Origin of the sequence: Mycobacterium sp. NPDC049093, assembly GCF_040704635.1 — a bacterium.
Taxonomy (GTDB): Bacteria; Actinomycetota; Actinomycetes; order Mycobacteriales; family Mycobacteriaceae; genus Mycobacterium.
Genome location: NZ_JBEZJS010000003.1, coordinates 1 through 25,893 on the forward strand (window position 1 = coordinate 1; position 25,893 = coordinate 25,893).

22 protein-coding genes are annotated in these 25,893 nt (G+C 61.5%); 10 read left to right on the forward strand and 12 right to left on the reverse strand.

Features of this window, described 5'->3' with window-relative positions; translation table 11 throughout:
- The first annotated feature begins 491 nt into the window (after positions 1-491).
- The 3 genes from AB0876_RS10575 to AB0876_RS10585 are packed head-to-tail and all read left to right on the forward strand — an operon-like array spanning position 492 to position 3,406.
- The gene (locus AB0876_RS10575; protein WP_071289710.1) at positions 492-1,616 is read left to right on the forward strand and encodes a tyrosine-type recombinase/integrase; all 1,125 of its coding nucleotides are present in this window, start codon (positions 492-494) and stop codon (positions 1,614-1,616) included.
- The gene (locus AB0876_RS10580) at positions 1,609-1,971 is read left to right on the forward strand and encodes a helix-turn-helix domain-containing protein (protein ID WP_071289709.1); all 363 of its coding nucleotides are present in this window, start codon (positions 1,609-1,611) and stop codon (positions 1,969-1,971) included. Before AB0876_RS10575 ends, AB0876_RS10580 begins: the two co-directional genes overlap by 8 nt.
- Positions 1,949-3,406: a site-specific integrase gene (locus AB0876_RS10585; RefSeq protein WP_071289708.1), complete on the forward strand. Its 1,458-nt coding sequence runs from the start codon at positions 1,949-1,951 to the stop codon at positions 3,404-3,406. Before AB0876_RS10580 ends, AB0876_RS10585 begins: the two co-directional genes overlap by 23 nt.
- 49 nt (positions 3,407-3,455) lie before the next feature.
- Here AB0876_RS10585 and AB0876_RS10590 read toward each other — a convergent pair whose 3' ends face one another.
- The 5 genes from AB0876_RS10590 to dszA all read right to left on the reverse strand — a co-directional run bounded on the left by AB0876_RS10590 (position 3,456) and on the right by dszA (position 9,417).
- Entirely contained in the window at positions 3,456-4,754 is a 1,299-nt protein-coding gene (locus AB0876_RS10590) for an IS256 family transposase (protein ID WP_071289707.1), read from the reverse strand.
- 123 nt (positions 4,755-4,877) lie between these two features.
- Complete coding sequence (locus AB0876_RS10595) at positions 4,878-5,471, reverse strand: TetR/AcrR family transcriptional regulator (protein WP_071289706.1); 594 nt, start codon at positions 5,469-5,471, stop codon at positions 4,878-4,880.
- 273 nt (positions 5,472-5,744) lie between these two features.
- On the reverse strand, positions 5,745-6,992 hold the full coding sequence (locus AB0876_RS10600; RefSeq protein WP_071289705.1) for an acyl-CoA dehydrogenase family protein: 1,248 nt from the start codon (positions 6,990-6,992) through the stop codon (positions 5,745-5,747).
- Positions 6,989-8,059: a type 2 periplasmic-binding domain-containing protein gene (locus AB0876_RS10605; protein ID WP_074330961.1), complete on the reverse strand. Its 1,071-nt coding sequence runs from the start codon at positions 8,057-8,059 to the stop codon at positions 6,989-6,991. Before AB0876_RS10605 ends, AB0876_RS10600 begins: the two co-directional genes overlap by 4 nt.
- Positions 8,056-9,417 carry a dibenzothiophene-sulfone monooxygenase DszA gene (gene dszA / locus AB0876_RS10610; protein ID WP_064914151.1) on the reverse strand — a complete coding sequence of 454 codons (1,362 nt, stop codon included), beginning with the start codon at positions 9,415-9,417 and terminating at the stop codon, positions 8,056-8,058. Before dszA ends, AB0876_RS10605 begins: the two co-directional genes overlap by 4 nt.
- Before the next feature lie 405 nt (positions 9,418-9,822).
- Between dszA and AB0876_RS10615 the strand changes: the two genes are divergently transcribed.
- The 3 genes from AB0876_RS10615 to AB0876_RS10625 all read left to right on the forward strand — a co-directional run bounded on the left by AB0876_RS10615 (position 9,823) and on the right by AB0876_RS10625 (position 11,191).
- Positions 9,823-10,344 (forward strand): hypothetical protein, encoded by a 522-nt coding sequence (locus AB0876_RS10615; protein WP_499883748.1) that lies wholly within the window; start codon positions 9,823-9,825, stop codon positions 10,342-10,344.
- Positions 10,345-10,551: 207 nt separating this feature from the next.
- Positions 10,552-10,743: a hypothetical protein gene (locus AB0876_RS10620; RefSeq protein WP_499883749.1), complete on the forward strand. Its 192-nt coding sequence runs from the start codon at positions 10,552-10,554 to the stop codon at positions 10,741-10,743.
- A gap of 85 nt (positions 10,744-10,828) precedes the next feature.
- Positions 10,829-11,191, forward strand: a complete 363-nt coding sequence (locus tag AB0876_RS10625; RefSeq protein ID WP_512726079.1) for a hypothetical protein — start codon at positions 10,829-10,831, stop codon at positions 11,189-11,191.
- A 953-nt stretch (positions 11,192-12,144) separates the two neighbouring features.
- Here the strand turns inward: AB0876_RS10625 and AB0876_RS10630 are convergent.
- Positions 12,145-15,156: a hypothetical protein gene (locus AB0876_RS10630; RefSeq protein WP_293016920.1), complete on the reverse strand. Its 3,012-nt coding sequence runs from the start codon at positions 15,154-15,156 to the stop codon at positions 12,145-12,147.
- Between the two features lie 141 nt (positions 15,157-15,297).
- Between AB0876_RS10630 and AB0876_RS10635 the strand changes: the two genes are divergently transcribed.
- Positions 15,298-16,152, forward strand: coding sequence for a hypothetical protein (locus tag AB0876_RS10635; RefSeq protein ID WP_141245005.1), 855 nt, complete (start codon positions 15,298-15,300; stop codon positions 16,150-16,152).
- Positions 16,153-16,279: 127 nt separating this feature from the next.
- Here the strand turns inward: AB0876_RS10635 and AB0876_RS10640 are convergent, their stop codons facing one another.
- The 3 genes from AB0876_RS10640 to AB0876_RS10650 form a co-directional block, all read right to left on the reverse strand.
- Entirely contained in the window at positions 16,280-16,477 is a 198-nt protein-coding gene (locus AB0876_RS10640; RefSeq protein ID WP_141245006.1) for a hypothetical protein, read from the reverse strand.
- Between the two features lie 156 nt (positions 16,478-16,633).
- Complete coding sequence (locus AB0876_RS10645; RefSeq protein ID WP_141245007.1) at positions 16,634-17,200, reverse strand: hypothetical protein; 567 nt, start codon at positions 17,198-17,200, stop codon at positions 16,634-16,636.
- A 400-nt stretch (positions 17,201-17,600) separates the two neighbouring features.
- On the reverse strand, positions 17,601-18,302 hold the full coding sequence (locus tag AB0876_RS10650; protein ID WP_225330661.1) for a TetR/AcrR family transcriptional regulator: 702 nt from the start codon (positions 18,300-18,302) through the stop codon (positions 17,601-17,603).
- Positions 18,303-18,423: 121 nt separating this feature from the next.
- On the opposite strand from AB0876_RS10650, the gene AB0876_RS10655 reads away from it, so the two are divergent.
- Complete coding sequence (locus AB0876_RS10655; RefSeq protein ID WP_293023727.1) at positions 18,424-19,569, forward strand: acyl-CoA dehydrogenase family protein; 1,146 nt, start codon at positions 18,424-18,426, stop codon at positions 19,567-19,569.
- Positions 19,570-19,934: 365 nt separating this feature from the next.
- Here the strand turns inward: AB0876_RS10655 and AB0876_RS10660 are convergent, their stop codons facing one another.
- From AB0876_RS10660 to AB0876_RS10670, 3 genes are read right to left on the reverse strand one after another with little or no spacing between them, the layout of a single operon-like run.
- Complete coding sequence (locus AB0876_RS10660) at positions 19,935-20,852, reverse strand: alpha/beta hydrolase (protein ID WP_225330136.1); 918 nt, start codon at positions 20,850-20,852, stop codon at positions 19,935-19,937.
- A gap of 10 nt (positions 20,853-20,862) precedes the next feature.
- The gene (locus AB0876_RS10665; protein ID WP_225341324.1) at positions 20,863-22,461 is read right to left on the reverse strand and encodes an aldehyde dehydrogenase family protein; all 1,599 of its coding nucleotides are present in this window, start codon (positions 22,459-22,461) and stop codon (positions 20,863-20,865) included.
- Positions 22,461-24,059: a flavin-containing monooxygenase gene (locus tag AB0876_RS10670; protein ID WP_225330141.1), complete on the reverse strand. Its 1,599-nt coding sequence runs from the start codon at positions 24,057-24,059 to the stop codon at positions 22,461-22,463. The genes AB0876_RS10665 and AB0876_RS10670 overlap by 1 nt, the downstream gene beginning before the upstream one ends.
- A 175-nt stretch (positions 24,060-24,234) precedes the next feature.
- On the opposite strand from AB0876_RS10670, the gene AB0876_RS10675 reads away from it, so the two are divergent.
- Both AB0876_RS10675 and AB0876_RS10680 read left to right on the forward strand, forming a co-directional pair.
- Positions 24,235-24,630, forward strand: coding sequence for a Rieske 2Fe-2S domain-containing protein (locus AB0876_RS10675; protein ID WP_225330142.1), 396 nt, complete (start codon positions 24,235-24,237; stop codon positions 24,628-24,630).
- 203 nt (positions 24,631-24,833) lie between these two features.
- Positions 24,834-25,670, forward strand: coding sequence for an SDR family NAD(P)-dependent oxidoreductase (locus AB0876_RS10680; protein WP_071288174.1), 837 nt, complete (start codon positions 24,834-24,836; stop codon positions 25,668-25,670).
- Positions 25,671-25,893: the final 223 nt, after the last annotated feature.

Consider the following 25,893-nt stretch of genomic DNA (forward strand, 5'->3'; position numbering starts at 1 on the left):
CTGGTGTCCAGGCTGTTTCATCCATGGGTACCGGGTCGGTAGGCGAGAGTCACACGATTGCTGCGTGATTCATCGGATGAAAATGCAGTGATTCACCTGACATAATGTAGCTTATCGGTACATAAGGCATGCGAGTTTCATTTAGTGAAAGAACTTGCACCCCTGGACGACTGGCTCGATTGTCCTGGTTGTGACGGGTGTCGGTCGCCGCTGCAGCGCCCCTGATCGACCTTGGGTCTTGCGCAACGGGCCAGCTCGACGTAAGTTTCAATCACTTAATGATTGATTCGGATGTTAGGTGACGACGTTGCGAGCTTCAACGAGCGACCACTGGCATCCGGTCGGTGTGAGTTGTTTTGCGGCACCGCCCCCGCCACTGCGTGGACCGGGGTTATTGCGTCACAGTGACGAATTGCGTTCGAGGGCAAGACTATTCGGATCGCAACTCAAGTCGTCGCCAAGCCGGTTGCCGAGATCGTTCGACCATCGTCATGGCTGAGGAACTGCCCGGGTTCATTCCCCACATCCTGCGTGCCGACGATGTTTCGCTCCTGCGTGCCGATGAGACCGTGTTCAATGCGATGGTCGATGGCTGGCGGGCGCAGATGCTGGCCCGAGGCTTGGCCGTCGACACGATCATGACGCGCGGTCGACTGATTGCCCGGTTCGTTGAGTTCACCAACGAGTATCCGTGGCGGTGGCGCCCAATTGACGTGGACCAATTCCTGGCCGAATTCCGATCGCAGGAAAGACCGATTGCGCTATCTACGTTGCGGACCTACAGCAATACGATTTCGATGTTTTGCTCGTACGTCTGCGACAGTAGATACGGCTGGGTTGCATTCTGCGAGAAGCAGTTTGGCGATGTTCCGTCGCAGATATGCTTCGAGTGGAACACTCCGCAACACACAACCGATGATGCTGTTCCACCGGGCCGCCGAGCGTTCACCAAGGCCGAGTTGCAGCACCTATTTGACGTCGTAGATGATTTTGTCGACGAAGCGCACCGCACAGCGTCCAAGCGGTGGGTGACGGCCCTGCGGGATTCGATCGCATTCAAGGTCGGCTACGCCTATGGGCTGCGCCGCCGCGAACTGGTCATGCTGGACCTGACGGACTTCGGGCCCAACCCACACGTACCCCGCTTTGGAAACTACGGCGCGCTGACCGTGCGCTGGGCCAAAGGCACGAAAGGGTCCGGGCCACGTCGGCGGACGGTGCTCACATCGCCTGAATTCTCTTGGGTTGTCGAGCTTTTGGAATATTGGTGCAGCGAGGGACGCCAGCTGTTCGCCACCGCGGACCGCTCCCCCGCGCTGTGGCCCAGCGAGCGTGGTTCCAGATTGACGCTCGGTGCGCTGGGCCGCTCCTTCACCGCATTTCGCAAACGAGCCGGGCTGCCACCAGAATTGAGTCTGCACGCACTGCGGCACTCCTTCACCACCCACCTTCTGGAGGCTGGCTACGACCCACTGTTCGTGCAGGAACAGCTCGGGCACTCATTTGCATCGACCACCTCGCTGTACACCTCGGTGTCGTCAGACTTCAAACAAAAGACGATCCAACAGATGATCGCTCGACGCATCCGAATGGAGGAAGATCAGCCCGATGGCTGAACAGCGCCGCATCGGCTTCCACTGGCATCTGCGCCGGATGATGGCCGCCCACAACCTGTGGAAGTCCACCGAGCTGCGACCGCTGCTCAAATCGCGCGGAATCAACCTCTCCGACGCCCAGGTCTATCGCCTGGTTACCGGTGAACCCCAACGCATTCCGTCAAGGACGTTCGCTGCCCTGTGCGACATCTTCGACTGCACGCCCAACGACCTGTTCGAGCCGTACGTCGAGATGCAAGCCGCGAAAACTGCCAACGCACCACGGCCCAGTGACCTCGGCCTGAAACCGGGAAACCCCGTCGCCAAACGGATTCGGATCGTCCAGGACGACGATGGCCCGCCCGCGCAAACCTGACGACCCCGAGCGGTGGCCGGTGCCCTGCGACCGGTGCGGCGGGCACTACATGGTGGTCGCGAACTGGCCGGGCGAATCGGTCTGCGGGTATTGCTACCAGGCCGCCAAACGTGTCACCGGGATCTGCGCTTGCGGCCACCAGGGCGTTCTCCCCGGGATCATTGATGCTCGGCCCGCGTGCCGCCGATGCACCGGGATCACGCTCAACGTCGACTGCGTTGCCTGCGGGGACGAGGCCGAACTCTATAGCGGCGGCAAATGTCAACGCTGCGTCCTCGGCGAGACTGCTACTCGCTTCCTGACCAACCCCGACACCGGCGTGGTCGCCTCGCAGTTGCAGGTCATCATTGATGCGCTCACCGGAATGCAACGCCCCAATAGCGGCCTGACCTGGATCCGCCAACGCCATGTCGAACGCGTCCTGCGCGAACTTGCGTGCCATCCGACGCTCACCCATGAGCTTGTTGACCTGCTTCCGGCGGGCCGGACAACCAATTATGTTCGCGGCCTCCTCGTGGCTCATCAGTCGCTGCCGGCGCGCGACGAACGGTTAGCGCGGTTCCTGGGCTGGGCGGCGACCGCGCAACAGCGCATCCTGACGGACGAGCACCGCAAGGTGATTGCCCGTTTTATCCGCTGGGGCTTGGAAAGACGGCTCCGCTCGATGGACGCCGTCACCGACTCAGCATTTCTGCGCGCCAAGCAGACCACGACCGTGACGATCGAGTTCTGCAACTGGCTCACCACCGAACACGACACCTATGTCGAGAACGTCACCCAGGCGCACATTGACCTGTGGCAGTCCACCGGACCAACTACCCGGGAGCACATTCTGCGATTCGTCCGTTGGGCCATCAAAACCAAACTGATCCCCGCGGATCTCGAGGTGACCCCGCACCGGCGCGGTACCGCACCACGGCTACCGATCACCGAGCAGAACGCCGTTATCGAGCACGTCGTACATCAACAGACCCTGCATCCCCGTGACCGGTTCGCCGCGATCTTGATCATCGTTTTCGCTCAGCGCGTCGAGGATATCGCTGCCCTGACCTGGGAGCAGGTGACCATCACAGCGGACTCCGTGAGCGTCAACCTGGCTGGCATGCCCATCGATATCCCGCCGCCGCTCGATGAGCCCATCCGACTACTCGCGGCAGTCAACTACAACGGTCAAACTGCTGCACATCCCAACTCGCCCTGGGTATTTCGCGGGTATGGACCCGGAACTCACGTCACTCCGACGCACCTTCGTAACCATCTGCGACCTGTTCTCGCTGCCCTCGAAGCACGCCTTGGCACACTCAATGAACTCACCCAGACCACGCCAATCGCGATCCTGGCCGAAACACTCGGCTACAGCCCGCAGACACTCGAAGCCCACGCGAGAGCATCGGCATCAACATACGCCCGATACATTGCGACACGACTCGACTGACACCGGACAGGGGTCTGTCAACTTAACGGTGTAACTGGTTGTGGTGGTTCTACTTTCGTCCGGCGGACAGGCGTCCGTCGAAGGTGATGTCGAAGGCATTCAACGCTTCTTTCCAGCGGTTGGTCCACCGTTTGCGGCCACGTCCGGTGGGGTCGAGGCTCATGACCGCCAGGTACACGCACTTCAGCGCGGCGGCCTCGGTGGGAAAGTGGCCCCGCGCGTTGACCGCTCTACGGATCCGGGCATTTATGCTTTCAATGGCATTGGTCGTGCAGACCACGCTGCGAATACTGTTGTCGAACTGCAGGAACGGCACGAATTCGGCCCACGCGCCATCCCACAGCTTGGTGATCGCCGGGTACCGATCACCCCAAGTGTCGGTGAACGCCACGAACGCCTCCAACGCGGCCGATTCACTCGGCGCGGTGTAGATCGGTTTGAGGTCCTTGGCGATCGCCGGCCAGTGCCGCTTGGAGGCGTAGCTGAAGCTATTGCGCAGCAGATGCACGACGCACGTTTGGGTGATCGCCTGCGGCCACACGGTTTCGATCGCTGCGGGCAGGCCCTTGAGTCCATCGCAGACCACCATGCAGACGTCCTGGGTACCCCTATTCTTGATCTCGGACAAGACCCGGGCCCAGAACTTCGCCCCCTCCCCGTCGCCGTGCTCACCAGCCCACAACCCCAGGATGTCGCGGGTGCCCTCCACGGTCACCGCCAGCGCCAGGTAGATCGGCCGGTTCGCGACGTTGCCGTCGCGAATCTTGACGTTCACAGCGTCAATGAAGATCACCGGGTACACGGCATCCAAGGGACGGGACTGCCATTCCGCCATGCCCTCGATCACCCGGTCGGTGATCGTCGAGATGGTCTGCTTGGACACGCTCGCCCCGTACACCTCGCCCAGGTGCGCGCAGATCTCGCCGTGGGTTAATCCTCGGGCCGACAACGAGATCACCAGATCATCGAGCCCGGTCAGGCGCCGCTGACGCTTCTTGACCAGCTGTGGCTCGAAGGAACCATCCCGGTCGCGAGGCACCTCCAGCGCGACGGGTCCTGCTTCGGTCAACACGGTCTTGCCGCGACGGCCGTTGCGGGAATTGCCGCCGTCACGCCCGGTGGCGTCATGCTTGCCGTAGCCCAGGTGATCATCGAGCTCACCTTCGAGCGCGGACTCCACCACCCTTTTGGTCAACTGGGAGAGCAACCCGCCCTCACCGGTCAGCTGCAACCCCTCCGCGCGGGCCCGCGCGGCCAGCTGCGCCACCAGCTCGTCGTTGGTCGCCTCCCGCAACGCCGCCGGCTCCAGCGGCACCGCATCGAGCTCGACGGGCTGCTCATCATTCATCACATCGGTCACAGTGGTCTCCTTCTTACTCAGGAGTTACACCGGAAAATTTACAGTCCCCCGGACAGACCCAGAAAACTTGACGGTCCCAGTCCCTGACCGTGACCCCGATGTCGAGGGGAGTTATTCAGTTGCTGAGATGAGTCTCGGGAGCAGCGCTTTGTCGACCAGAGCTTCGATGGTGGGAGGGGTCGGGGGTCGGTCGGAAAAGATGCACCGGAAGATCAGGTAGCCCGGCAACAGATCGTAAAGCTCGTCGTTGACCGCCGCCGCGCCGATCTCGCCGCGACGGATCGCCTGCTGCAGGACGTGCCAGACCAGAGCTCTGTGTTCATGAAGGAACCGGTCTTGCATAACGTTGTTGAGCGCGGGATTGCAGGACATCTCGACGAGCACCGCTCGGATGGTTCCGGCATGTTCTCGGCCCTGTTCGCAGATAATCTGGCCAAGACACAACAAGTCGCCGCGCAGGGTGCCGGTGTTGGGTGCAACAGCGTTCTGACGGGTGCCTTCGCTGACGGCCGCCAGTATCAGCTCAGATTTCGAGGGCCAGCGTCGATAGACGGTAGCTTTACTGGCATGAGCGGCGACCGCCACGGCCTCCACTGTTAAGCCGTGGTACCCATGCTCCTGCAGGACACCCAATGCCACCCCCAGTAGCTCGCTCTCGCGGGGCGACCACGCGGGTTCTGCGTCCGGGTCGGTTGTCGCGGTCATCGGTTGTCGAGTGCGCGCGCTTCTCGGTGAGATCGGATCCCCGTTCCCCCTACCAAATCGCGCTCCCATTCTTCGAAAACGGTCGCTAGAGACGAGACGGCGCCGGACTTGGACGATCATTGTCATCTGGAGGTTTGCAGTACTCGCGTTGTCCTGTACTCACCCAACATGGCAGTGTTGCCCTGAGAACGGGTGGGTCCGTCGGCCACCATTGTGTCAGACGGACCCACCGTTCTCAGGCATTAACGCGTGCCCGGCAGCGCGGTCCTGGAGTCAGGAAGTGAAACCGGGTATCGGGTAGCGCTGGTTAAGGACGTAGTTTCCGACTTCAGCGATCTTGTAAGAGACGGGATCGTGCAGCGTGTGGGTGCGGATGTTGCGCCAGAACCGGTCGAATCCATAGTTTGGGTGGGTTCCCCGGGCACCGATGACCTCGAAAATTCGGCTGGTCACGTCCAGGCCCGCTTTGGTGGCTATGGCTTTGACTCCGGCTACCTGTACCGTGAGTTCGCCGCGTTCTTGTGGAGTTAATGCGTCACCTTTGTCCCACGCGGTCTGTAGCAGCTGCGCAGCCTCACGTGCTGCAGCATCGCCAGCCTGTAGTTCGATACCGAATTCGCCGTAGCTGCGAATGGTGTACGGATCCTCGACGGCTTGAGTAACCCCAGCCGGCGTCCAGGGGCGTGCCTGCGTTCGGGTGTACTCGCGCGCTGTTTCGAGCGCACCACGCGCGATCCCCAGATACACCGTTGCGAACACCAACTGCACGATCGGGCCGAATAGGCTGCCGCGCCCGGACGCCAGGAACGCCTCGACAACGGCATTGGGTTTGCCCAGCACCTCGTCGGGACGGACTACGACGTTGTGGAATTCGGTGGTGCCGCTGTCGGTGCGCCGCATCCCTAGCGCCTGCCAGTCGTCGTTTGTTTGAACGCCTTCTCTGGTGGTGGGAATGGCCGCGGCAACGATGGCGCCTTGCTGTGGGGAACCCTCCGGTATCACGCCGAACACCAAGAGCAGATCTGAGCCCTTGGCTCCACTGCTGAAGTGCTTGATACCGTTGAGAAGGTACCCGCCGTCGTCGGTCGGGGTGGCAGTTACCTTCCATTCGAGGATGTGGCTGTTGTTCTCGCTGGAGGCGTTCCCGGTCCACCAGTTGTTTTCGGCCAGTTGACGAAGTAGGCGTTCACTTTGCTCGGGTGAACCCCACAGATCAATAACGGCTGGGGTGCTGAGGTGGTATCCGAACAAGTGGCCCAGCGATCCATCGACCTTGGCGATCTCACGCACCACTTCCAGAGCGGTAGGCCAGTCGGCTCCCCAACCGCCCAGGTGCCGGGGAACGGTCACCGAGAGCAGCCCACTGGCGCGTAGATCCTCACGCTCTTCTGTCGCCGAACCACCAGCCTTGTCGCGCTCGACGACGGTAGCTTGCCACTTTCGCGTCAGCTCGCGCGCCACCTCGATGGGGTCGCCATTCCTATTGTTCTGTGCCGTGGCGGTGTCATCGGTCAGGGTCATTGCTGGTCTCCAGTCGTGGATTGAGTGAGGAATTGCGGTGCCGCCCACTGCGTGAGGTCCACCGGATGGTCGAGGAGATTGTGGTCGAGGAGGAACTGTTGAGTTTGGTCGACAACGGCCAGTGCCGAGTCGTCAAGCCGTGGGATCAGATGTTGGGCGAAATCAGCGCCGAAACCGCGTCCGATCGCCGAGGGCGCGACCCCGAGGTTGGCGGCATGGATGCCAACGGTTTCCTCGGGATGGGCCTGTGCCCAACGGCTGGCTTGGACCGCCGCGTCGACGAGTCGTTGCACCAGGTCGGGTCGCTCGTCAACCAGCTGAGCGCTGACCGTCCAGACACTGGCATACCGGCTTCGTTGGTCATCGCCGAGATCGGCGAGCACCCGCGCTCCGCTGAGATCTTCTAACTCCGCCGCCCAGGGCAACCAGGTGAACAGCGCATCAACGTTGCCGCTATCCAGGATGTCCCTCTGGTGGCCGGCCACGTCGGGAAACAGGTCAGCGCCTTTGACACTGGCCGCTGCTTCCAGCCGCTCTTCGGGCACGTCGACGCCAGGGCTTTCGATACGCACCAACTCGACGTCGTCGACCCCTATCCCCCCGATGTGCAGGGTCTGCAAAAGTCCCCGCGCCTCCCAGGTACCCAGCGCGATCAGTGTTTGCCGCCACGGGTCCAAGTGCCGATAATCGCCCAACTCGCCGGTGAGGATGCGGATCGCTGCACCCGACACACCCACCCGCCGGCCCCGCAGCTGCTCCGGTGATGTCACCGGGCTGTCAACACGGACATAGATCCCTTGCCGACCGGCCAGAGGGGTGATGCCTAGCAGGCGGGTGCGTCCCGGCGCCCGCAGGCCCTCACTGATAAGAGGTGGAATTTCGCCACCAAAGCGGGTGTAAGCGGGATGATCGTAGGTGAAATGCAACCCTGCTTGCGCGCCGCTGAGCACATTCAGCGAAATCCCGTTGCCGGCCAACAGGTTTGACTCCAGCGCTGTCAGTAGTGCATTGGGAACCGGGCAGTTGCTGTAGGCAAGAACGTCATGATCAACATCGGTGGTGGTCATCGGATGCTCCCGACTTCAGGGTGAGCCAACCCAAGGTGCTCACGCAGCGTTGTCCCTTCGTACTCGGTACGGAACACACCACGTTGCTGCAGCAGCGGAACCACCTGGTCGACGAACTCCTCGTAAATACCCGGCAGATACGCCGGCGAAATGATGAATCCGTCAGCGGCCCCGGCCTCAAAGTGACTAATCAATTGATCAGCGATCTGTTCGGCAGTTCCGGCCCACTGCGGCACAAACCCGACGTTGGTGCCGTATCGGCGGCCCAGTTCGGCCAGCGTCAGGTCCGCACCGCCACCGGCCACGGCGGAAAACATCTGCAACATGGTCGGCACGTGACGATCCCCGAGATCGGCGACGATGTCGGAAAACTTCGTATCCAGCGGATACTTGGAGAGATTCAAGCCGCTGTGGCTGGATAGCGTCGACAAACCCACTTCGGGATGCACCAGCGAATTGAGATATTCCAGACGTTCCCGGGCCACCTGCTCTGTCTCACCGAGCACCGGCATCACCGCGGTGAATACCTTTGTTTGCTCCGGGTCACGCCCCGCGGCCGCAACGTGAGCTTTGATGTCCTGATAGACCGCGCGCATGATGTCGAGGTTGGGCGAGACGCTGAATACCGCTTCAGCCCAGCGCCCCGCGAAGCGACGCCCCCGCGGCGACAAGCCGGCCTGCAAGATGACCGGTTCACCCTGACGGGACCGTGGAACCTGCAACGGGCCACGGACCGACAACCAGCGGCCGCGATGATTGACGTATTGAACCTTCTTGGGATCAGCGAACCGACCGCCAACCTTGTCCAACAACAAGGCATCCTCGGACCAAGAACTCCATAGCTTCTTGACGGCCTCCAAGAATTCGTCAGCCCGGTCGTATCGGATGTCATGCTCAAGGTGCTCATCCACACCGAAGTTGCGTGCCTCGGAGTCGTTCAGCGACGTGACCACATTCCACGAGATCCGGCCATCAGACAGATTGTCGAGCGTGGCAAACACCCGAGCCACATGATAGGGCGGGTAGTAGGTCGTCGAAACCGTAGCGCCCAGACCTAATCGCTGGGTCACCGCAGCCATCGTCGCTATCACGCTGGTCGGCTCCAGCGCCACCGCGCCCTGGCCACCCAGACCGACCCCCGTCTCCAAATTATCGCCATAGCTATCTTCGATGGCCAGGCCATCGGGAAGAAACAACAGATCAAACTTGCCCCGCTCCAGGGTCCGCGCAATCTGCTTGTAGAACTCGCCAGTCAGAAAACCGTTCGTCGCACCGACATGGCGCCACGCGCCATGCGCATGAGTGACGTTGCCGGCCGAGAAAAACCCGGCTAAATGTAGTTGGCGTTGTTCAGCCATAATCAGCAGTGCCTCCGTGGGGATCAGTTACCGGAGACCAATGCTCGGCTACTGCAACCGACCCCAACAGAGTTAGGAGCCCGATGATTCAAAGGGGCACCCAACACGCCACTTCCTCCCGACGACCCACCCGACCTTCGCCGATTCTCGCCCCCGGACGAGTGCCGTCAAAGCGCCACCTGTGAGCAAGATCACCAACCGGCGGGGTGTGCACCTCCGCCCGGCTTCGACACCCTGACGGCCACCGCGGCGGTATCGATGTAAAAATCAATGAAGCGGATGGCTACCGCGCGGAACTCGCACCTCGCTAGCACGCACCGTTACCAGCTATTACGGCTTTTATTTAGGCCGTTTGTCAAGCTGCAATAACTGCCGATATGGCGGCGTGCGTGCTACGCTCGCGCCATGGTCAAAACCAGCCCGAACCGCATGCGATCGGTCACCGAGGCCCGTGGCGGCCTCAACGCGCTACTTGCCGACGCCGAAGACGGCATCACGACACACATTGTCAAGAACTCGAAAATTGTTGCCCACCTTGTTCCTTCGAACGCGCTGATACTGGACGGAGCGGTCGATCTACTGGACCAGATGCTCACGCGCCTGGCCCTGGATGCCGCAGCAGATTCGGCTCGGTGGTTCGCGAACGGCAGACTGGCGAGCGCGGGTGATTTCATGGGCGAGCTGCTGGCGTGGACCTGGTCGACGGACCAGCACGTCTTTTGCTACACCTTGGCGCAGTACCACCGAGCGCTTGAGCGGCATGTCGGCCAGGAAATCACCCGCGAGCAGCTTGTACCAGGTCTTGAAGCCGCCCTGGCGGTAGCGATGAGCCACAGCGAAATCCGCGATGTGCGGTCTTTTTTGAACGAACAGCCCTATTGGTCTGACTACTACCCGAAGGCCAACGGGCAACTGAGGCCCCAGTGAGCGCCAAAACGTCACAGTGACGCAAATCGACCAACCATGGGAGTCCGACCGACCGGCAGGAAAATCATCATGAAGATCTAGTAGTTCAGCGGCGTCGGCGAGGCGCAGCGCATCCAGCGAGTCGCCGACCACCCGGCCTGCCCGCGCGGCCCGCTCAACGCCGGGTCGTATCACCAACTGCCTGAAAAGCACCACGAAGGAATGGTGATGAAAGTTGAACAGGTCAGCGAGGACTTCTGGCGGGTGACGGAAGGGAACAAATCGTGGACCGCCAAGACCGTCGCCAACTTCGGCCTGAGGTACTGGGTTATAGACAACAGCCGAGGAACAAGACTCGATCCCGGCGGCCCAACTGGCCGCCGGGTCATCGCGGCGATCCGCAATGCGACGCCAATCTGACCTTCTTTGAACGGCGCCACACTTCCCGTTCCGTGTAACCAACGTGGTGGAACAGCACATCTAGAAGTTGATCAAGGAGAATCCAATGATGACCGAGCACGAGACTGACGAAGAGAACGAGGTTCTCGACGACCCCCGGCCGGCCGGTCCTACCGGACTGCACCGATTGGACACCGTCGCGGAGCTCACGGGGTTCCCTGATGGGACGGTGGTGATCTGGCATTCATGGAACGGTCTGCGGTACGAACGTCAGGCCGGCGTGCTCGACACCGCCTGGGGCGGGGAACGCAAGGTCAGGCCGGTCACGATTCACATCGTTGAGTTCGACACTGATCTTGACGAACTTGAACCGCCGCTATGGGTGCTGACCTTCGAGGATTCGCGCGAAGCGTCCGATGGGCAACAGGTAGGTAGCACGCTGTGGCCTGCCAACCCCGAAATCCGTTGAACCAGAACTTCCGTCATGAGTACCTCGACGACGCCAATATCGCTCCGCGCCGTCATCGGGGGCCGTAGTAATGCCGCCACCACTGGGCGTATGCCTGAGCCTGTTTAGCCTGCTCGTCCAGTTTGTTTCGCGCGCTCCAATTGTGTGCAAGGGCAACCCAATTCATGATCAGGATGGATAGGAAACTCCACCATCCGAGCGTGAGGTTATGGGCCTGGGCTCTACGGATTGCCGCCCTGCACTGCTCGTGCGTTCCCGTGATGACTTGCCGCTGATTGACGAACATAATCAGTGCACCAGTGTGTGTCATCGTGGTGACCTGAAAGACGGGTACGGCAGGCGGCGGTTGGGGAGTTTGCGTGTGCGGCCCAGCCGCCCCAATCTGTGCCGGGTCGGCCTGCCACTGCTGCGGTTCTGACATCGAAATCTCCTGCGGCTTTGACCGTTTAGCCACGCGCCGATGTGCAGAGGATGCCGTGCGCTATACGCACGAGGGAGCCGGCCCGCGCGGGATCGACGCCATTTTGGGCTGCGATCGTATCGGTTGCACCCTGAGTGCCATGTCCGGTCATGAGCAGCTGGCACCCGTAGAGCCCGGCCTGATTAGCTCCCCCAATTCGCATGGGGCAATCATAAGCGCACTTCAGACAGTCGAAGACGCGTTCTCGACACACCGCAAAAGCTGCCGTTCTTCGCCAGCGCCAGCGTCCATACTGTTCGAGGTCTCGTCTTCGACGACCCGTGATGCTCGCATTCGTCCGAAGGTGGCAGTAGGTGGGGGTGGCCACGAACCCGGCTGATCACTAGCAGTCATGAAAGCGTGCCGCATCAACTGATAGGGCATGTCGGACCATGCATGGACACGATGGACTTACGACGCCTCGACCGATGGATCAAACTGGTCTGTGGGGTCGCCGCAGTGCATCCACTGCTATGCAACTGGGCTGCATTCATCATGAGATTGCCCTTCGTACGCGGTAGCTAGGATCGGCTCGCAAGATTTGCGTTAGCTCGTCAATCCCCACCGAACCGTCGCGACTCCGTGCGGCCAGTGACTCAGCGACCGCGATGCGGACATCCGTGTCAACATCGCGAGCCAGCGATTCGGTGGCCTCGAAATCCATCTGCTCGGTTGCCGCTGGAAGCACCGTCGCCGCGAGTAGTCGTATCTCGCGATCGTTGCTTAATGCCATAGTGCGCCAAGGTAATTCAATCGCAAAACCCCGTTGGTTCAGGATGTAGCACGCCCGAGCGAAGGCTAGTGCGTCTTGACTTTCTCCGGTCCGCATGAGCAATTGCGCTGCATGCCAGACGAGACGTCGACGTTGACCGTCGGCCGCCAACTTCGCCAGTGTCAGAGTAACTTGACGACGAAGGGCTCCTGGCACACGTTCGATGTGCACGGGCGCGAACGGATCGGCAAAGCGTTGTTCCCATTGATCAAACTCGCTCACAGGTTCATCTGAACCAACTGCCAGCCGAAATAGTCTGTCAAACAAATCATCTCGCGCGTGAGTTGGGAGTGTATCGGAGAGGGGAATACAGGCTTGCGCGAAGCGGGAGCGATTACGCTCACTGTCATTCTCGTCCAGGGCGTGATCAAAAAAGTGCCGGGCTAATGCGATCTGACGATCAGCAGGCAGGCACGTCGCGATCGTAGCTATGTCTGTCTTCCCTGCTATCTGTGACACGTGGCCAGCGCCGTATGTCGGCGGAGCCGCAAGTTCTCGCGCTACCAATGACTCGGCTGCCTCGATGACTTCGTTGGAGTGGTTCCCGAGGCGCACCAACACCTCCGTGGCGTTACGTACTCTCGCAATTCCCTCGATCTCGTACGGTCCAACCAAGGTCTGCAAGCGTCCCTCAATTAGTCGCAGTACTGGTTCCAAGGTGTCGAAGTGACGGATGAGCTCGGCAGCGATGTCGTCAGCGACCTCAAACGCCAACGCCACGCGCTCTGCAACCTGCTCGCGCTTGTCAGGGTGCCCCGCACAAAGACCAACGAGGATGCCAGCGATTTGATCGTCGGCATGCGTGTACTGGTATCGCTCCCGCGGAAGGAGTCCGTCGATGTCCGAAAAAATTTGATCCACAAGCCCATTAGGCAATCTTGCGGCAAGCCCAGCCAGCAACTTGTACGCCTCAAGCCATACATCCGCACCGAAGGGTCGGCCATCGTGTTGAACGGCTTCGGCTAATGCTGACGTAGCCCAGTCGCTCACCAAATCGTCTGGAATAAGGTCGGCTTGGCCCGCCGCGGCGCCGAAGGCTGCTGCACGGCTCTGGAATTGAAGTGCTCGCGTTGCGCTGCGGCAGTCGAAGTAGGTGGCAAGCTTCGCTGCGGTTTCGCGGCAGTCGCGGGCGCTACCGGCGATGATGTAATGGCCTACTGCGCCGTCGAGGTGCCCAGATTGTTGGTACATCCGCCCCATCAGGAGGTGCGCGTTGATCTCGTCTACCAGGCGAGCGGATGCGACGCTATCGCGCAGGTAACGTCGTAGTTCGGCGCGCGCGGCACGAGGACGCTTTTTTCCGATGACGGCTTCCAATAGGTCTTGCATCGCTGCGGCTTCCGGATCATAAGCCTGGACGCGGAGCGCACCATGCCCAGACCCGCTGATGGCTCGGCTCTGCTGCCGCAGACTTTGCATTTCGGTGATATTCACGACGCTCGCACGCGAGTGCACCGTGATTATCGAGCGGCACCAGGCAGCGGCGTCATCCCAGACTCGTGCTCGGCACCCGCGCTCGATCCCGAATCGGAACTCGGCAGCAGCTGCCGTCGACTGGTCTTGCCAGAACAGATAGCGCCCTCGCCGTGCGTGAATCAGCGCAGAGTCCGCGAGCGAGCAGCGGCCTGATCCGGGTGCTGCGTCACTGAGCAACTCGGCCCATAGCTCCTGATCGTTCGTAGCCTCGGCGACAACCAGATGCAACCTAACCCTCAGATCGTGCTCCGAGCACGAGTCTGCAATTTGTCGCAGCGGCTCGCTGACGTCGGCAATCAGTTGCAGTTCACCGAGCGCGAGAGCGCCTTCAGCCGCAATACAGGCCCACAGTGCTCCTGCCGGGTCGCCGGCTTCCGATGCCGCGATTGCGGCCGCGACTGCGACATCAGACGCTATATCTCCTCTGATCCAATTCGCCAGTGCCGAAACAGCACTCGCGCGGGGATTCAGCCACGCCGGGGCGCCTTCTCTTTGCGCAAGTGCACCAAACGCGGACACTGCCGAATCGACTCCGGTACCAGCGCCGGCGACTAAGTAGCCTTCAACGTACGGGAGCCACTCACTGTCAGCGGCGGTGAACTCACTGGCGTCGGTGAGCAGTTGCGCACGGCGGATGTGCAGCGGCTCGGCTAGAGGGCCGTATCCGGCACGTTCCAACTCGCTGATTACTTCAGCGAGGATCCCCGCCGCGGCCGTCGGCTCCGACGTCGCAAGCTCCTCGGCCATGAGCTGCCGGCTCGTCAGCCCTAGAGCTTCTATCGGTCCCGTGAGAAGGATGTCGGGATCGATCTCGCTACCCGTCTGAGTCGATTGCTCGATTGACTGCATCACGCGTTCAAACTGAGCATTAATGCTCTCATCGAGCCGCCGCAACCGGTAGTAGAGACCGCCGAAAGCCTCTTGTAGACCGAGAGATTCCGGGTACTCAGTCATGAGCGCCTGGGCGATGGCGAGCGAGTCGTTCGATGGTGCGGACTGGAGCACCGTACCCGCGATCATCGCCGACAACGCGTTGACGGCTTGATCATCTTGGTCCATAAGGAGGCCTTCGGCATCCTCGTCCTTCAGCAGTGTCATCAGACGCCGACGCTGCTTCCAACTGAGAACGGGTGCGTCGGGAATTTCCTTCAGCTTGATCTTCAGCTTTTTGACCAGCCGTTCGCGCACGGTCTGTTCGCCAATCATCTTCTTGACAGCCGGTGCGACGACCTTGAAAGACGAGGACAGATTGCTCACGCCCAAATCGTGGCATGGCCGCTCTTTCACAGCAGACACACCCCTTCGACAGTTTCGGCGGCAGGTTCGCGCGCCGAGACGACAAACTGCCAGACGGCTGAATCGACGACGAGCACACCCCGAAGCCGTACCGTTGCTTCCGTGGTTCAAGCGTGCGTGTTCTGCGGTGACGACGTTGACTCCCAAGGGGAACATGTTCACCCCCAGTGGTTGCTGGGACTCTGGGACGGCACGGGTCCATTCACTGCGAAAATCGATGGCAAACAACGCCTTAACAAGACGGGCGATCTGGTACACAGCGCGAAAATGTGGCGGGTGATGCTCCCCTGTTGCAAGAACTGCAACGGCGATCTCAACAGATTGTTCGAGCAACCCGCGACGAACCCCATGAGACGTCTGATCCGCGACATGCAGCCACTCGAGGATCAGGTCACAATCTCGAACGTCGCACGTTGGGCGATCAAAACACTAGCGCTAATGGCCCATCCCGACGCGAACCACAATGCGCTCCCATCTGGCCCAGAGGGGGGACCGCACGGTCCTTGGAAGCCCTACCCTCGTGGGGTTCTCGATTCGATCAAAGTTGGTGGCGTTCCGACCGATACGTCGCTGTGGTTCGCGGTTACCGACTCCGATATGCCAGGGCTGCCGGACCCAGCTTTCGACGAAGTCCTTCTGCGCCACACCAGTCGATCCGATGGGCTGGGAGGACGCGGCGGGGCGAGGACTACGGGATTCCGACTGGCAGATGGTCGCATGGCGGTGTTTCAGCTTGCCTATCACCCGTTTCACGACTTTGAGCATCGCTTCGAGCGCGACGGGCTCGTAACTCGGCTGTGGCCGGATCCACCGTCGCGCCTGGATGTCCGGAACCATCCAGTCCTCGATCACGGGACTCGACTTGCGCAGTATTTCATCGAAGACGGCTTCTCCCACGAGTTGACGTGGGAGGAACGGTCCCACGGCAGCGGACCACCGTGGAATCAGTGGTGCTAGGTTCGGACCGACCGCAGGATCGTCAGCCTCCACAGACAGCGAAATTGACCCCGCGCAACTCTTACTTGACTGAGCGTTGTGCTTGACGTTCACCCTGAGGGTTCTTGGTCGCACCACTCAAGACTTGTCACATGTATTCCGTACGATCGATTCTTCCCGCAGCGAATTCGATGAGTCGCAGCACGGATTCGCGACTGGGCAGATCACCTTCGATCAAGGAACTGACAATCGCCTCGAATGCCGCCCGCCGAGATGTGGCTGATAAATCACTGCTACAAAACAGTTCTGCTAGGTCGTCGGGTTCAACATTGGTGTCGCCGCGCATACACGTAGCCTATGCCCGTTTCGGCATGAGTCAGCCGCTCTAAGCGGGGCCTCAGCCCGGCGATCGCTCGCCCGTACACCGGAACTCGAAGGAGGACCCCGTGCCGCTATGGAACATTTACTGCACCGAAGGCAACCTCGTCCCGGTTTTCCGTCGCTATGACTCCGGCACGCACCTGAGATCCGCTGCGCACATAGCGCACAGCGTTTTCACCCAGAATGGCTGTCGATGCGGGCGGCCGGGTTGGCCGCATCTCTCGCAGGTGATGGCCGATTCACGTTCGGCCGCATCGGTGATTGCGGTGAACCGCTCCCACAGCTCAGTACGCCGCTCGGTGCTGGGCTCACAGTAGTAGCGCAGGGTTCCGAACTTCTCTTTGACTTGGTAGACGACGTAGCCGCCGTCGAGAGCCGCCAGTTGCCGGTCGCAGGCGATGCTGATCGGGTACCAGCCCGCGTCGTGCCGGAACCACCGACCCCAACCGTCCGGGATCCGCCGCAGAATCCGCTCCAAGCACTCTGCATGCACGCCGGCGTCCGGAGGAAGACGCAGGGCGTCTCGGTTGTCGTCGGTCGAAAACAGGCGCCCGAGTGCACCGGCCACGTCGTCGGGTGTCGCCGTGCCCGCGCGTAGCCGCACCGCCATTTCACTAATATCCGACCCAGCTGCCCAGATACGGGCTCGCTGCTGATCGGTGAGATCAGGGAAGTGCTTGTCAGTCATCGCTGATGCTCGCGGGTCGTATCGCTATCTGCCCTCGGCCATTCCGATCGCATACACCAGTATGGAACGCTCACGACGATCCCATGAATCAACAACAGTTTCACGGCGAGGCTGTCGCCTCCATTGTCAGTTCTCGAACACGACGTCATGAGTTGCATTCCCGAACTCTGATGATGACTCGGTTCTCGCCGGATGTCGCGCGATGTTTCTCTCAAGACTGTGCCATTCTTCGCGCGGCACGTCTCGAACACGTTCTCCTGCAGGCTGGTAGCCACCGCGAACACCGATTCGCTGTATCTACGGCACGCATTTCGCTCCCGCAGCGCGCTTGCCCGACGCTGCCCCCGGCTGTGCGTTTTGTCTGTGCGATTCAGCTGCGCGTATCGGCACGGGGCGTCAGTTAGGGCATTGCATTCTGTTGCGCAGGCGTAGAAACACCAGCCGAACTAGTTGCGTCCATGGCGATGCCCGTCTCTGCGAGTCGCTGTTGCAACAGCAACCATGTTTGCGAGACGAGTCGTTCGATGAGTTCGTCCCGCGTCTCTTGCCGATGGTCGAGCCACCATTGGATGGAGGCGTCGATCAGACCATGTATGGCGATGATGAAGCCATCGTCTGCGTACTTATCTTTGTGGAAGCCGGGAAAGTACAGCGCGCCGCCCGCGGCGATCTCTGACGCGAAACCGCTCGGCTCGTTGCCGACGGTGTCATCTGTGCGGGCGTAGCGCCGGCTGGATAGGAATCGGAATAGGTTCGGATGTTCGTCAGCCCAGGTGACGTGGTGCACGATCGGGCCGCGTACGGCCTCCTGTGGCGTTGCACGCTCGCGAATTCCTTCCCGGATTCGTGCTTTGTGTTCGTGGTACAGGGTGAGCGCGATCTCGCGGTCGAGTTCTTCTTTGCTTGCGAAGTGGCGATAGATGTGCGCGCGGTTGAGCCCTGCGCGATCGGCGAAGTCCCCGGTGTTCGCGCCTGGGCCGGCTTCTTCGATAGCGCGGATCCCGGCCGCGATGATGGCGCGGCGACGTTGTTCACCGCGATCGCTGCGACCTGAGGCACGCCGCGCACTGAGGCTGTCCGTCTTTCCTCCCATCGACACCATGCGATCAGCGTATCCGGGTCGCAGCTTGCGCCCGCCAAAGTCTGGGTACACTGTGTACCCATATTGGGAACAGCTTGTACCCAAGGTTCGAAGTCTCTGCTCACTCACCACTAGGAGAAACATGTCCGGCTACCGTCCTACCTGGCTCGACGAAGAACTCGACTCGCTGCGCGAGCTTGCTCGCGCCTTCTGCGAGAAAGAACTAGCGCCCAATGCTGAACGGTTCGTCGAACAGCACCAGGTAGACCGCGATCTCTGGAACAAGGCCGGCGAGTTGGGGCTGTTGTGCATGTCCGTCCCGCAGGAATACGGCGGCGGCGGCGGCACATTCGCTCACGAGGCTGTGCTGTTGGAGGAGCAGAGTCGTGTCGGTGACTCCGCCTGGGGGGCCGGTCTACACAACTGCATCGTTGCCCACTACCTACTGTCGTACGGGACTGAGGCGCAGAAGAAGCAGTGGCTGCCGAAGATGGCCTCCGGCGAGGTCGTCGGCGCCATCGCCATGACTGAACCTGGCACCGGATCGGACTTGCAGAACGTCAAGGCCCGCGCGGTACGTGACGGTGACGAGTACGTGATCAACGGCGCGAAGACGTTCATCACCAACGGCCAGCAAGCCGATCTGGTGATCGTCGTAGTCAAGACCGACGCCAGAAAGAAGGCGTCGGGCATCTCACTGATGTTGGTCGAGGCGGACCGCGGGGGTTTCCGCCGCGGCCAGGCGCTGAACAAGATCGGCCAGAAGGGCCAGGACACGTCGGAACTGTTCTTCGAGGATGTTCGGGTGCCGCTGAGCAACCTGCTTGGTACAGAGGAAGGGCAGGGCTTTATCCAGCTGATGCAGCAATTGCCGCAGGAACGGCTAATGATCGCTGTCACCGGCGTGGCGATGATGGAGGAGGCGCTGGCTCAAACCATCACGTACACCAAGGAGCGCGAGGCGTTCGGCAAGCCGATTTTCGAATTTCAGAACACCAAGTTCACCCTCGCCGAGGCGGCCACCGATACTCACGTCGCTCGGGTTTTCGTTGATAGCTGCATCGAACGACACCTCAAGGGGGAACTGGATATTCAGACCGTTGCGATGGCCAAGTGGTGGGTCACCGAGCGCGCGTCGGAAGTGGCCGATGAGTGTCTGCAACTATTCGGCGGGTACGGCTACATGACCGAGTATCCGATCTCGCGCATGTGGGTCGACGCGCGAGTTCAGAAGATTTACGCCGGCACCAACGAGATCATGAAAGAGATCATCGCTCGCACGCTGTGAGGCAGGCCGACCGGGCCGATTGCATCCGCGCGCATCTATGTAATCGGTCCGCCGGTCGGCACATGCTGGTGGCAGCAAGCGCCGACGCCTGCGCCGGGAACCCATCCGTTCCTACACCGCCGCCGGTACCCCGTGGATCGCTCGTCGCCAGTGAGCCATGGCAATTTGATCGAGGGGTCAGTGCACGCGCAACGACGAAACTGCGGCCGCAGCCTCGTCCTGCCCGCACGCTGCAGCGTGCGTTGTCGTCGAAGCGCTCGGCTCGTTTCTGCGATCGGTGTGCAGGCGCTAACGCACGCGGTGCTCGATGAAGCGGATAGATCGGTGCTGGCGCATTCGGTATCAGATCGTCTTGGTACGCGATCCTATGTGCCTGCGCCGGTGGAGTCCGGCAGGACAAGTGACAAACGCAAGCGCTCTTGGATATTGCTGACGAAGCGTTTTGACACCCGTGCCCAGGGCACGAAGCGGTCGAATCCATGGAATGCGCCGGGAACGACGTCCAGGTCGCAAGGCACCCCGGCTGCGGCTAATCGTGCAGCGTAGGCGATGCCCTCGTCGTGGAAAAGGTCTGCGGTTCCGACGCCCAGCCATGCCGGGGCGACACCGCTGAGAACTGATTGCCGAGCTGGCACTGCTTGATCTCGATCTGCTTGTCCCAGATAGGAATTCCAGCCAAATCGATTCTCGGCACGGCCCCAGAATCGAAAGCTTGTCTCGTCGATGTCGCGCCGGTCGCTGGTGCGATCGTCGAGCATCGGATAGATCAGCATCTGTAGCGCTGGTATTACATCACCGCGGTCGCGGGCTCGCAGTGCTAGGGCCGCCGCCAGCCCTCCGCCGGCACTCGCGCCGGCGATTGCAACTCGTGTCGAGTCCACCCAACGCTCGCCGCTGAGCCAGCGCAGCGCGCGGTGGCAGTCCTCGAGAGGAATCGGGTAGGGATGCTCGGGGGACAGCCGGTAATCGACAGCGGCGATCGGAATGCCCGTCGCTCGCGCGAGGCTGCGGCAGAATCGGTCGTCGAATCGGGCAGTACCGATGACGTATCCACCGCCGTGAATCCACAGTATCGCCGGTGAGGGCGTGACCATGTTTGCCGGTTCGTGTACGCGCACCGTGACGCCGTCGCCGAGTGACACCGCGCGCACCCCGCGTACCGGCACGATATTGGGAACATGGCTCAGTGCGCGTGCGGCTTTCAACCGGCGGGCGGACACACCGCGCCGAGGAAATGCCCGGGCGGCAGTGCGAAGGTCTGGATGAATGTGGTTGGGCGACACGTTATGACCTTCACTGCCAGGCAGATGTGTCGGGGTCTGCGTGAGACCGGCGACGCGGCGGTCGTCCGAGGCGCAGACTCGGTCGCAACGATCGGTGGCCGAACAGCACGACCATCAGTCGTTCAAATATTTGTGATCGGCGCGCTGAATTGGGGAACATCGTGGGTTCGCGTGTGAGTGTGAAGCGGCTGGTGAGAATGGTGTGGGTTTCGCAGTACTTGCGGATGCCTTGTTTGCCGTGGCGACCCCCCAGGCCGGATTGGCGAGCCCCGGCGAACGGGGCTTCCTGGGCGAGGTAGCTCATGATGGCGTCGTTGATCCACGTGTTTCCTGCGGTGAGGCGGCGGGCTAGTCGCTCAGCCTTGGCGATGTCGCGAGTGAAGATGCTCGATCCCAGCCCGTAGGGACTGTCGTTGGCGAGGCGCACAGCTTCTTGTTCGTTGCGTACCTTCATAATTGGCAGCAGCGGCCCGAATGTCTCCTCAGTCATGCAGTCCATCGTGTGGTTTACGTCGACGAGCACGGTGGGTTCGAAGAACCTGCCTGGGCCGGGCAACCGATGACCGCCGGCGACGATGCGAGCTCCTTTATCGAAGGCGTCCGCAACATGGTTCTCGATGACGTCCATTTGGGCGGGGAACGTGATCGCTCCAACATCGACTGATCCATAACCGCCGGGCGGTCCCTGTCGCAGTTTGTCGACCTTGGCGGTGACTTTCGCAACGAACTCGTCGTAGACGGGTTCTTCGACATAGACGCGTTCGATCGCCATACAGATCTGGCCTGAGTTGCGCATGGACCACTCGACAGCCACATTGGCGGCGCGGTCGATATTGGCGTCAGCGAGGACAATCATGGGGTCCTTGCCGCCCAACTCGACCGAGCATGGGATCAATCGTTCTCCGCACCGAGCCGCAATCTGGCGCCCGGTTCGTGTGGACCCGGTGAATTGGATCATGTCGGCGCCGTCGACTAAGGCCTTCCCAGCCTCGCCATCGCCGGTCGCAAGGAGCAAGACGTCCTCGGGGAAACCGACGTGCTGTGCACCGCGGATTACGTACTCCACGGCCAGGGGCGCGTACTCGCTGGGCTTGATCACCACGGTGTTGCCGGCCATCAGGGCTGGTAGTGCGTCACCGATGCTGAGCGTCAACGGATAATTCCACGGGGCTATGACGCCCACGACACCTACCGGCCGGTGCCGCACCACGATTTTCTTACCGAGTACGAAAGGGGAATGGGTCCAGGGCATTTCGTCGGCGAGGTATTTTTCAGCCCGCTTGGCCCAGAACCCCATCGAATCGGCGAGATAGAACAGTTCGGCCAGCAGGGCGTCTTCTCGTGTCTTTCCGTTCTCGGCAACCACAATGTCGACGATCGCCTCGCGCTCAGCGACAAACCACTCCTGTAACGCCCGCACGTGCTTCGCCCGTTGTGCGAATCCGAGCGCTTCCCACGCGGGTTGGGCCGCCCGCGCCCGCTCGGTCAGCGCCGCGACCTGGCTTGGTCTCATGTTCTCAATCGCACCGATGACCTCCCCAGTTGCGGGGTTATCAACGTCTATGCGGTGCCCGTATGAGGAGGTGCTGCGGGTTGTCCTGCTCATCATCACCGCGGAGCCATTTCCGTCACGGTTTCCCTGCGCGTGCGGGTTCTCGATGGGAGCTTTTCGTGCACGTCGTCGGCGTCAGGCACACGAAACTCGTAGTCATCGAAAGAAAATGTGCGCGAAGCGTGCCATGCCTCCCGCGCGGACGTGGGGCGCAGGTACGTCGTATCGCCATGCTGATCGTAGTAATAGCTGTTGGCGCTAGTGCACTCGCCGAGCGTCCATACCGAGTGGGACATGCGGTCCAATGCATACGCCGTCCATCGGTCGGCAGCCTCTTCGCGCACCTCGACGACCGTCGCGCCGCGACGACGCGCCTCGGAAATAACCCGTGTGATGTGGTTCGAGGCGGTCTCCACCAGATCGTGCCACGTGCCGCCTACCCAACCGTACGGGCCAAAAATGATGAAGTGGTTAGGAAGCCCGGGCATCGACACGCTCTCATAGGAGCGCGCGTGGTTCTCGGTGTAGAAGGTCGCCAGATCGAACCCGTCGCGTCCACGGACTGGTGTGCGTCGGTAATTCTCGGGGTCGGTAGCGGTTCTGAAGCCGGTGGCCAGAACGAGAACATCGATATCGCGTTCGGCGCCCGAGGCCGTCTGGATGCCGCGCGCAGTGACCCGCTTAATGGGGTCGGTGATCAGTTCGACGTTGGGCCGATTAAAAGTTCGTAGATAGCTGTTCGAGGTCGCTGGCCGCTTACAGCCGAAATCGTAGTCCGGGGTCAGCAGCTGGCGCGTGTGCGGATCGCGCACCTGCAGGCGGTACCAGACGTCGCGGAGCAGGCCAGTAGCGGATCGATTTACCAACTTGAGACGATCATGGTTCAACGCGAGACCAATCAGGAATATCTCCATCGCGCGAGCTGCCCCGTCTCGTACTCGCCGCTGTACAGGCGGGGCCGCGCCGAAGAGCCAGGACACCACGGTCGGTGTGACCAGATCGGGCTTGGGCGCCACCCAGATCGGTGTTCGTTGGTAGACGTCCAGGTGGGCCACCACGGGGGCGATCTCCGGGATGATCTGCACGGCGCTAGCACCGGTGCCGATGATCGCGACACGCTTGCCCGCCAATTCGACGTCGTGATCCCAGGACGTTGAATGCACCGTCGTACCGCCAAAGTCCTTGATTCCCTCAATGGCCGGCGGTTTAGGTTCGACAAACGGTCCGATCGCGCTGACGACATATCGGGCGGTGCGTTGCCGGCCGGCGACGGTCAACCGCCACAGATGGTGGTCCTCATCCCACTCCCTCGCTGTGACTTCGCTGTTCAGCTGAACCAACGGACGGATGTCATAGCGATCAGCGCAATGATCCACATAGGACTTCACCTCCGCGCCTTTGGCGAAAACGCGTGACCAGTCCGGCTTCAACTCGAACGAGAACTGGTAGCCCTGCGCGGGGACGTCGACCCCGACACCCGGGTAGGTGTTGTCACGCCACGTCCCGCCGATGTCGTCGGCCCGCTCGAAAATCACCACATCGTCAATGCCCGCACGCCGCAGCGCAATAGCGGCTCCGATGCCGCTTATCCCGGCGCCGATGATCACGACCTCATGTTCGGGCTTCTCACGTTGAGTGTGTGCCTTTGCTGCCATCACGCGTCCGCTCCATCCCAATGCATCGGTTGCATGGACCGACCCTAGAACGAAATCCGCCCCATGTCGAGACGGATCGACAAAATCGTCTCGTTGACACACACGGTGGGCTTCTCTAGGTTGTAGACGTGCAACTTCCCGCCCCCCTGCCTCGAGTGTCCGCGTCATGACGCTCATGCCACTGGTGAACTTTGCGGCGCGGGCGGCCGTCGGCGCGGTACGATTCGCGCGAAATCGCCTGTCTAGCAATGTTCCACAGCCGCATGATTCGACGCTGCTGCCAGGTCAGGCAACTATCGTCGACGCCGACGGCGACCGGGTAGGCATTTACCGGGACTCAGCGGGTGAGCTGCGGGCAGTTCGTGCCCGGTGCACGCATCGGGACTGGGAGCTCGAGTTCAACGCAGGATCCCGAACATGGAACTGCCCGCTGCATGGGGCGCGGTTCGCGATCGACGGCACGGTGATCCGCGGCCCGGCCACTACTGCACTGGAAGCTGTTTGTCTTCCCCGGGAGATCCGCTCGGGAGGTCCTCCGGCGACACACCAAACGAGGGTCGACACTCAATAGTGTTCGAGCAGTCGGTCCAGTACAGCGCACCGCCCACCGATCGCGCGGATTTGCACCGCGCACGCAACGGCGCGCCGGTTCGCTAGGCCCAGGCCGTTCAGCGAATTCGACTGTACTGCCATCGGATTCGCGTTTGCGCCAGAGGCAAGCCGTTCTTGCCCCCCGGCGAGCATCTCATCTGTCCACAACAAGCAGGAGAGCATATGCACACTCGACCCTTCAGCCGCCCGGACCGCAGGACCGACTTCGCCGACGCCGTCGTCACCGGCGCCGGCTCGGGTATTGGCCGTGCGTTCGCGTTGGAACTCGCCCGCCGGGGTGGCCGAGTGGTATGCGCCGATATCGACGCACATGGCGCGAACGCAACAGTCGAGGAGATCACCCAGTTTGGTGGAAAGGCCCTCGCTGCACAGTGCGATGTCACCAACGTTGAGCAGGTCGTGGACCTCGCCGACGCCGCTGAAGAATGGTTCGGTAGTCCGACAAGCCTTGTCGTCAACAACGCCGGCATCGGCACCGGCGGCGACGTGATTGGCCAAACTCCATTGGCCGACTGGCATCGCACCCTTGAGGTCAACCTGTGGGGTGTCATCCACGGCTGCCACGTGTTCGTGCCGCGGTTGCGCGCTGCGGGTCGAGGCGGGGTCATCAACGTCGCGTCGGCCGCCAGCTTCGCCGCAGCCCCGCGTATGGGCGCCTATAGCGCCAGTAAGGCAGGGGTTCTCGCGCTTTCTGAAACCTTGTCGGCGGAACTGAGCGGAACGGGGATCACCGTCACCGCACTGTGCCCGACACTGGTCAAGACCAAGATCGTGGACAACGACGCCATCTCACACTCCGCCGCCGACCTCGCAACAACACTCATGAGATGGATCGGGACCCCGCCGCACGCCATCGCACGCACGACGCTTCACGCCCACGATCGTGGCCAGCTCTACGTTCTGCCGCAGCTGGACGCAAAGATCGCCTGGGCGATCAAGCGGGCCACTCCACGAACGTATACGCGCGCACTTGGGTTGATCGAGCGATTCATCCGCTAACATCGTCAGCGCTCTTAACCCTGCCAACGCTCAGCAGCCGATAGTAGACGGACCGTGTCAGGCGTATACGCAGGCCACTCCAGCCCCTTCGCCCTGCCCTCATGAGACGCACCCCAATATGCGCAATTGTGGCCGCGGACTGGGCGCATCGACACTCGTTATCTCGGAGCAAGACCGTCCCGCGTGGCAGATATGCCGGCCAGGCTCGCCGCCCCAAGACGAT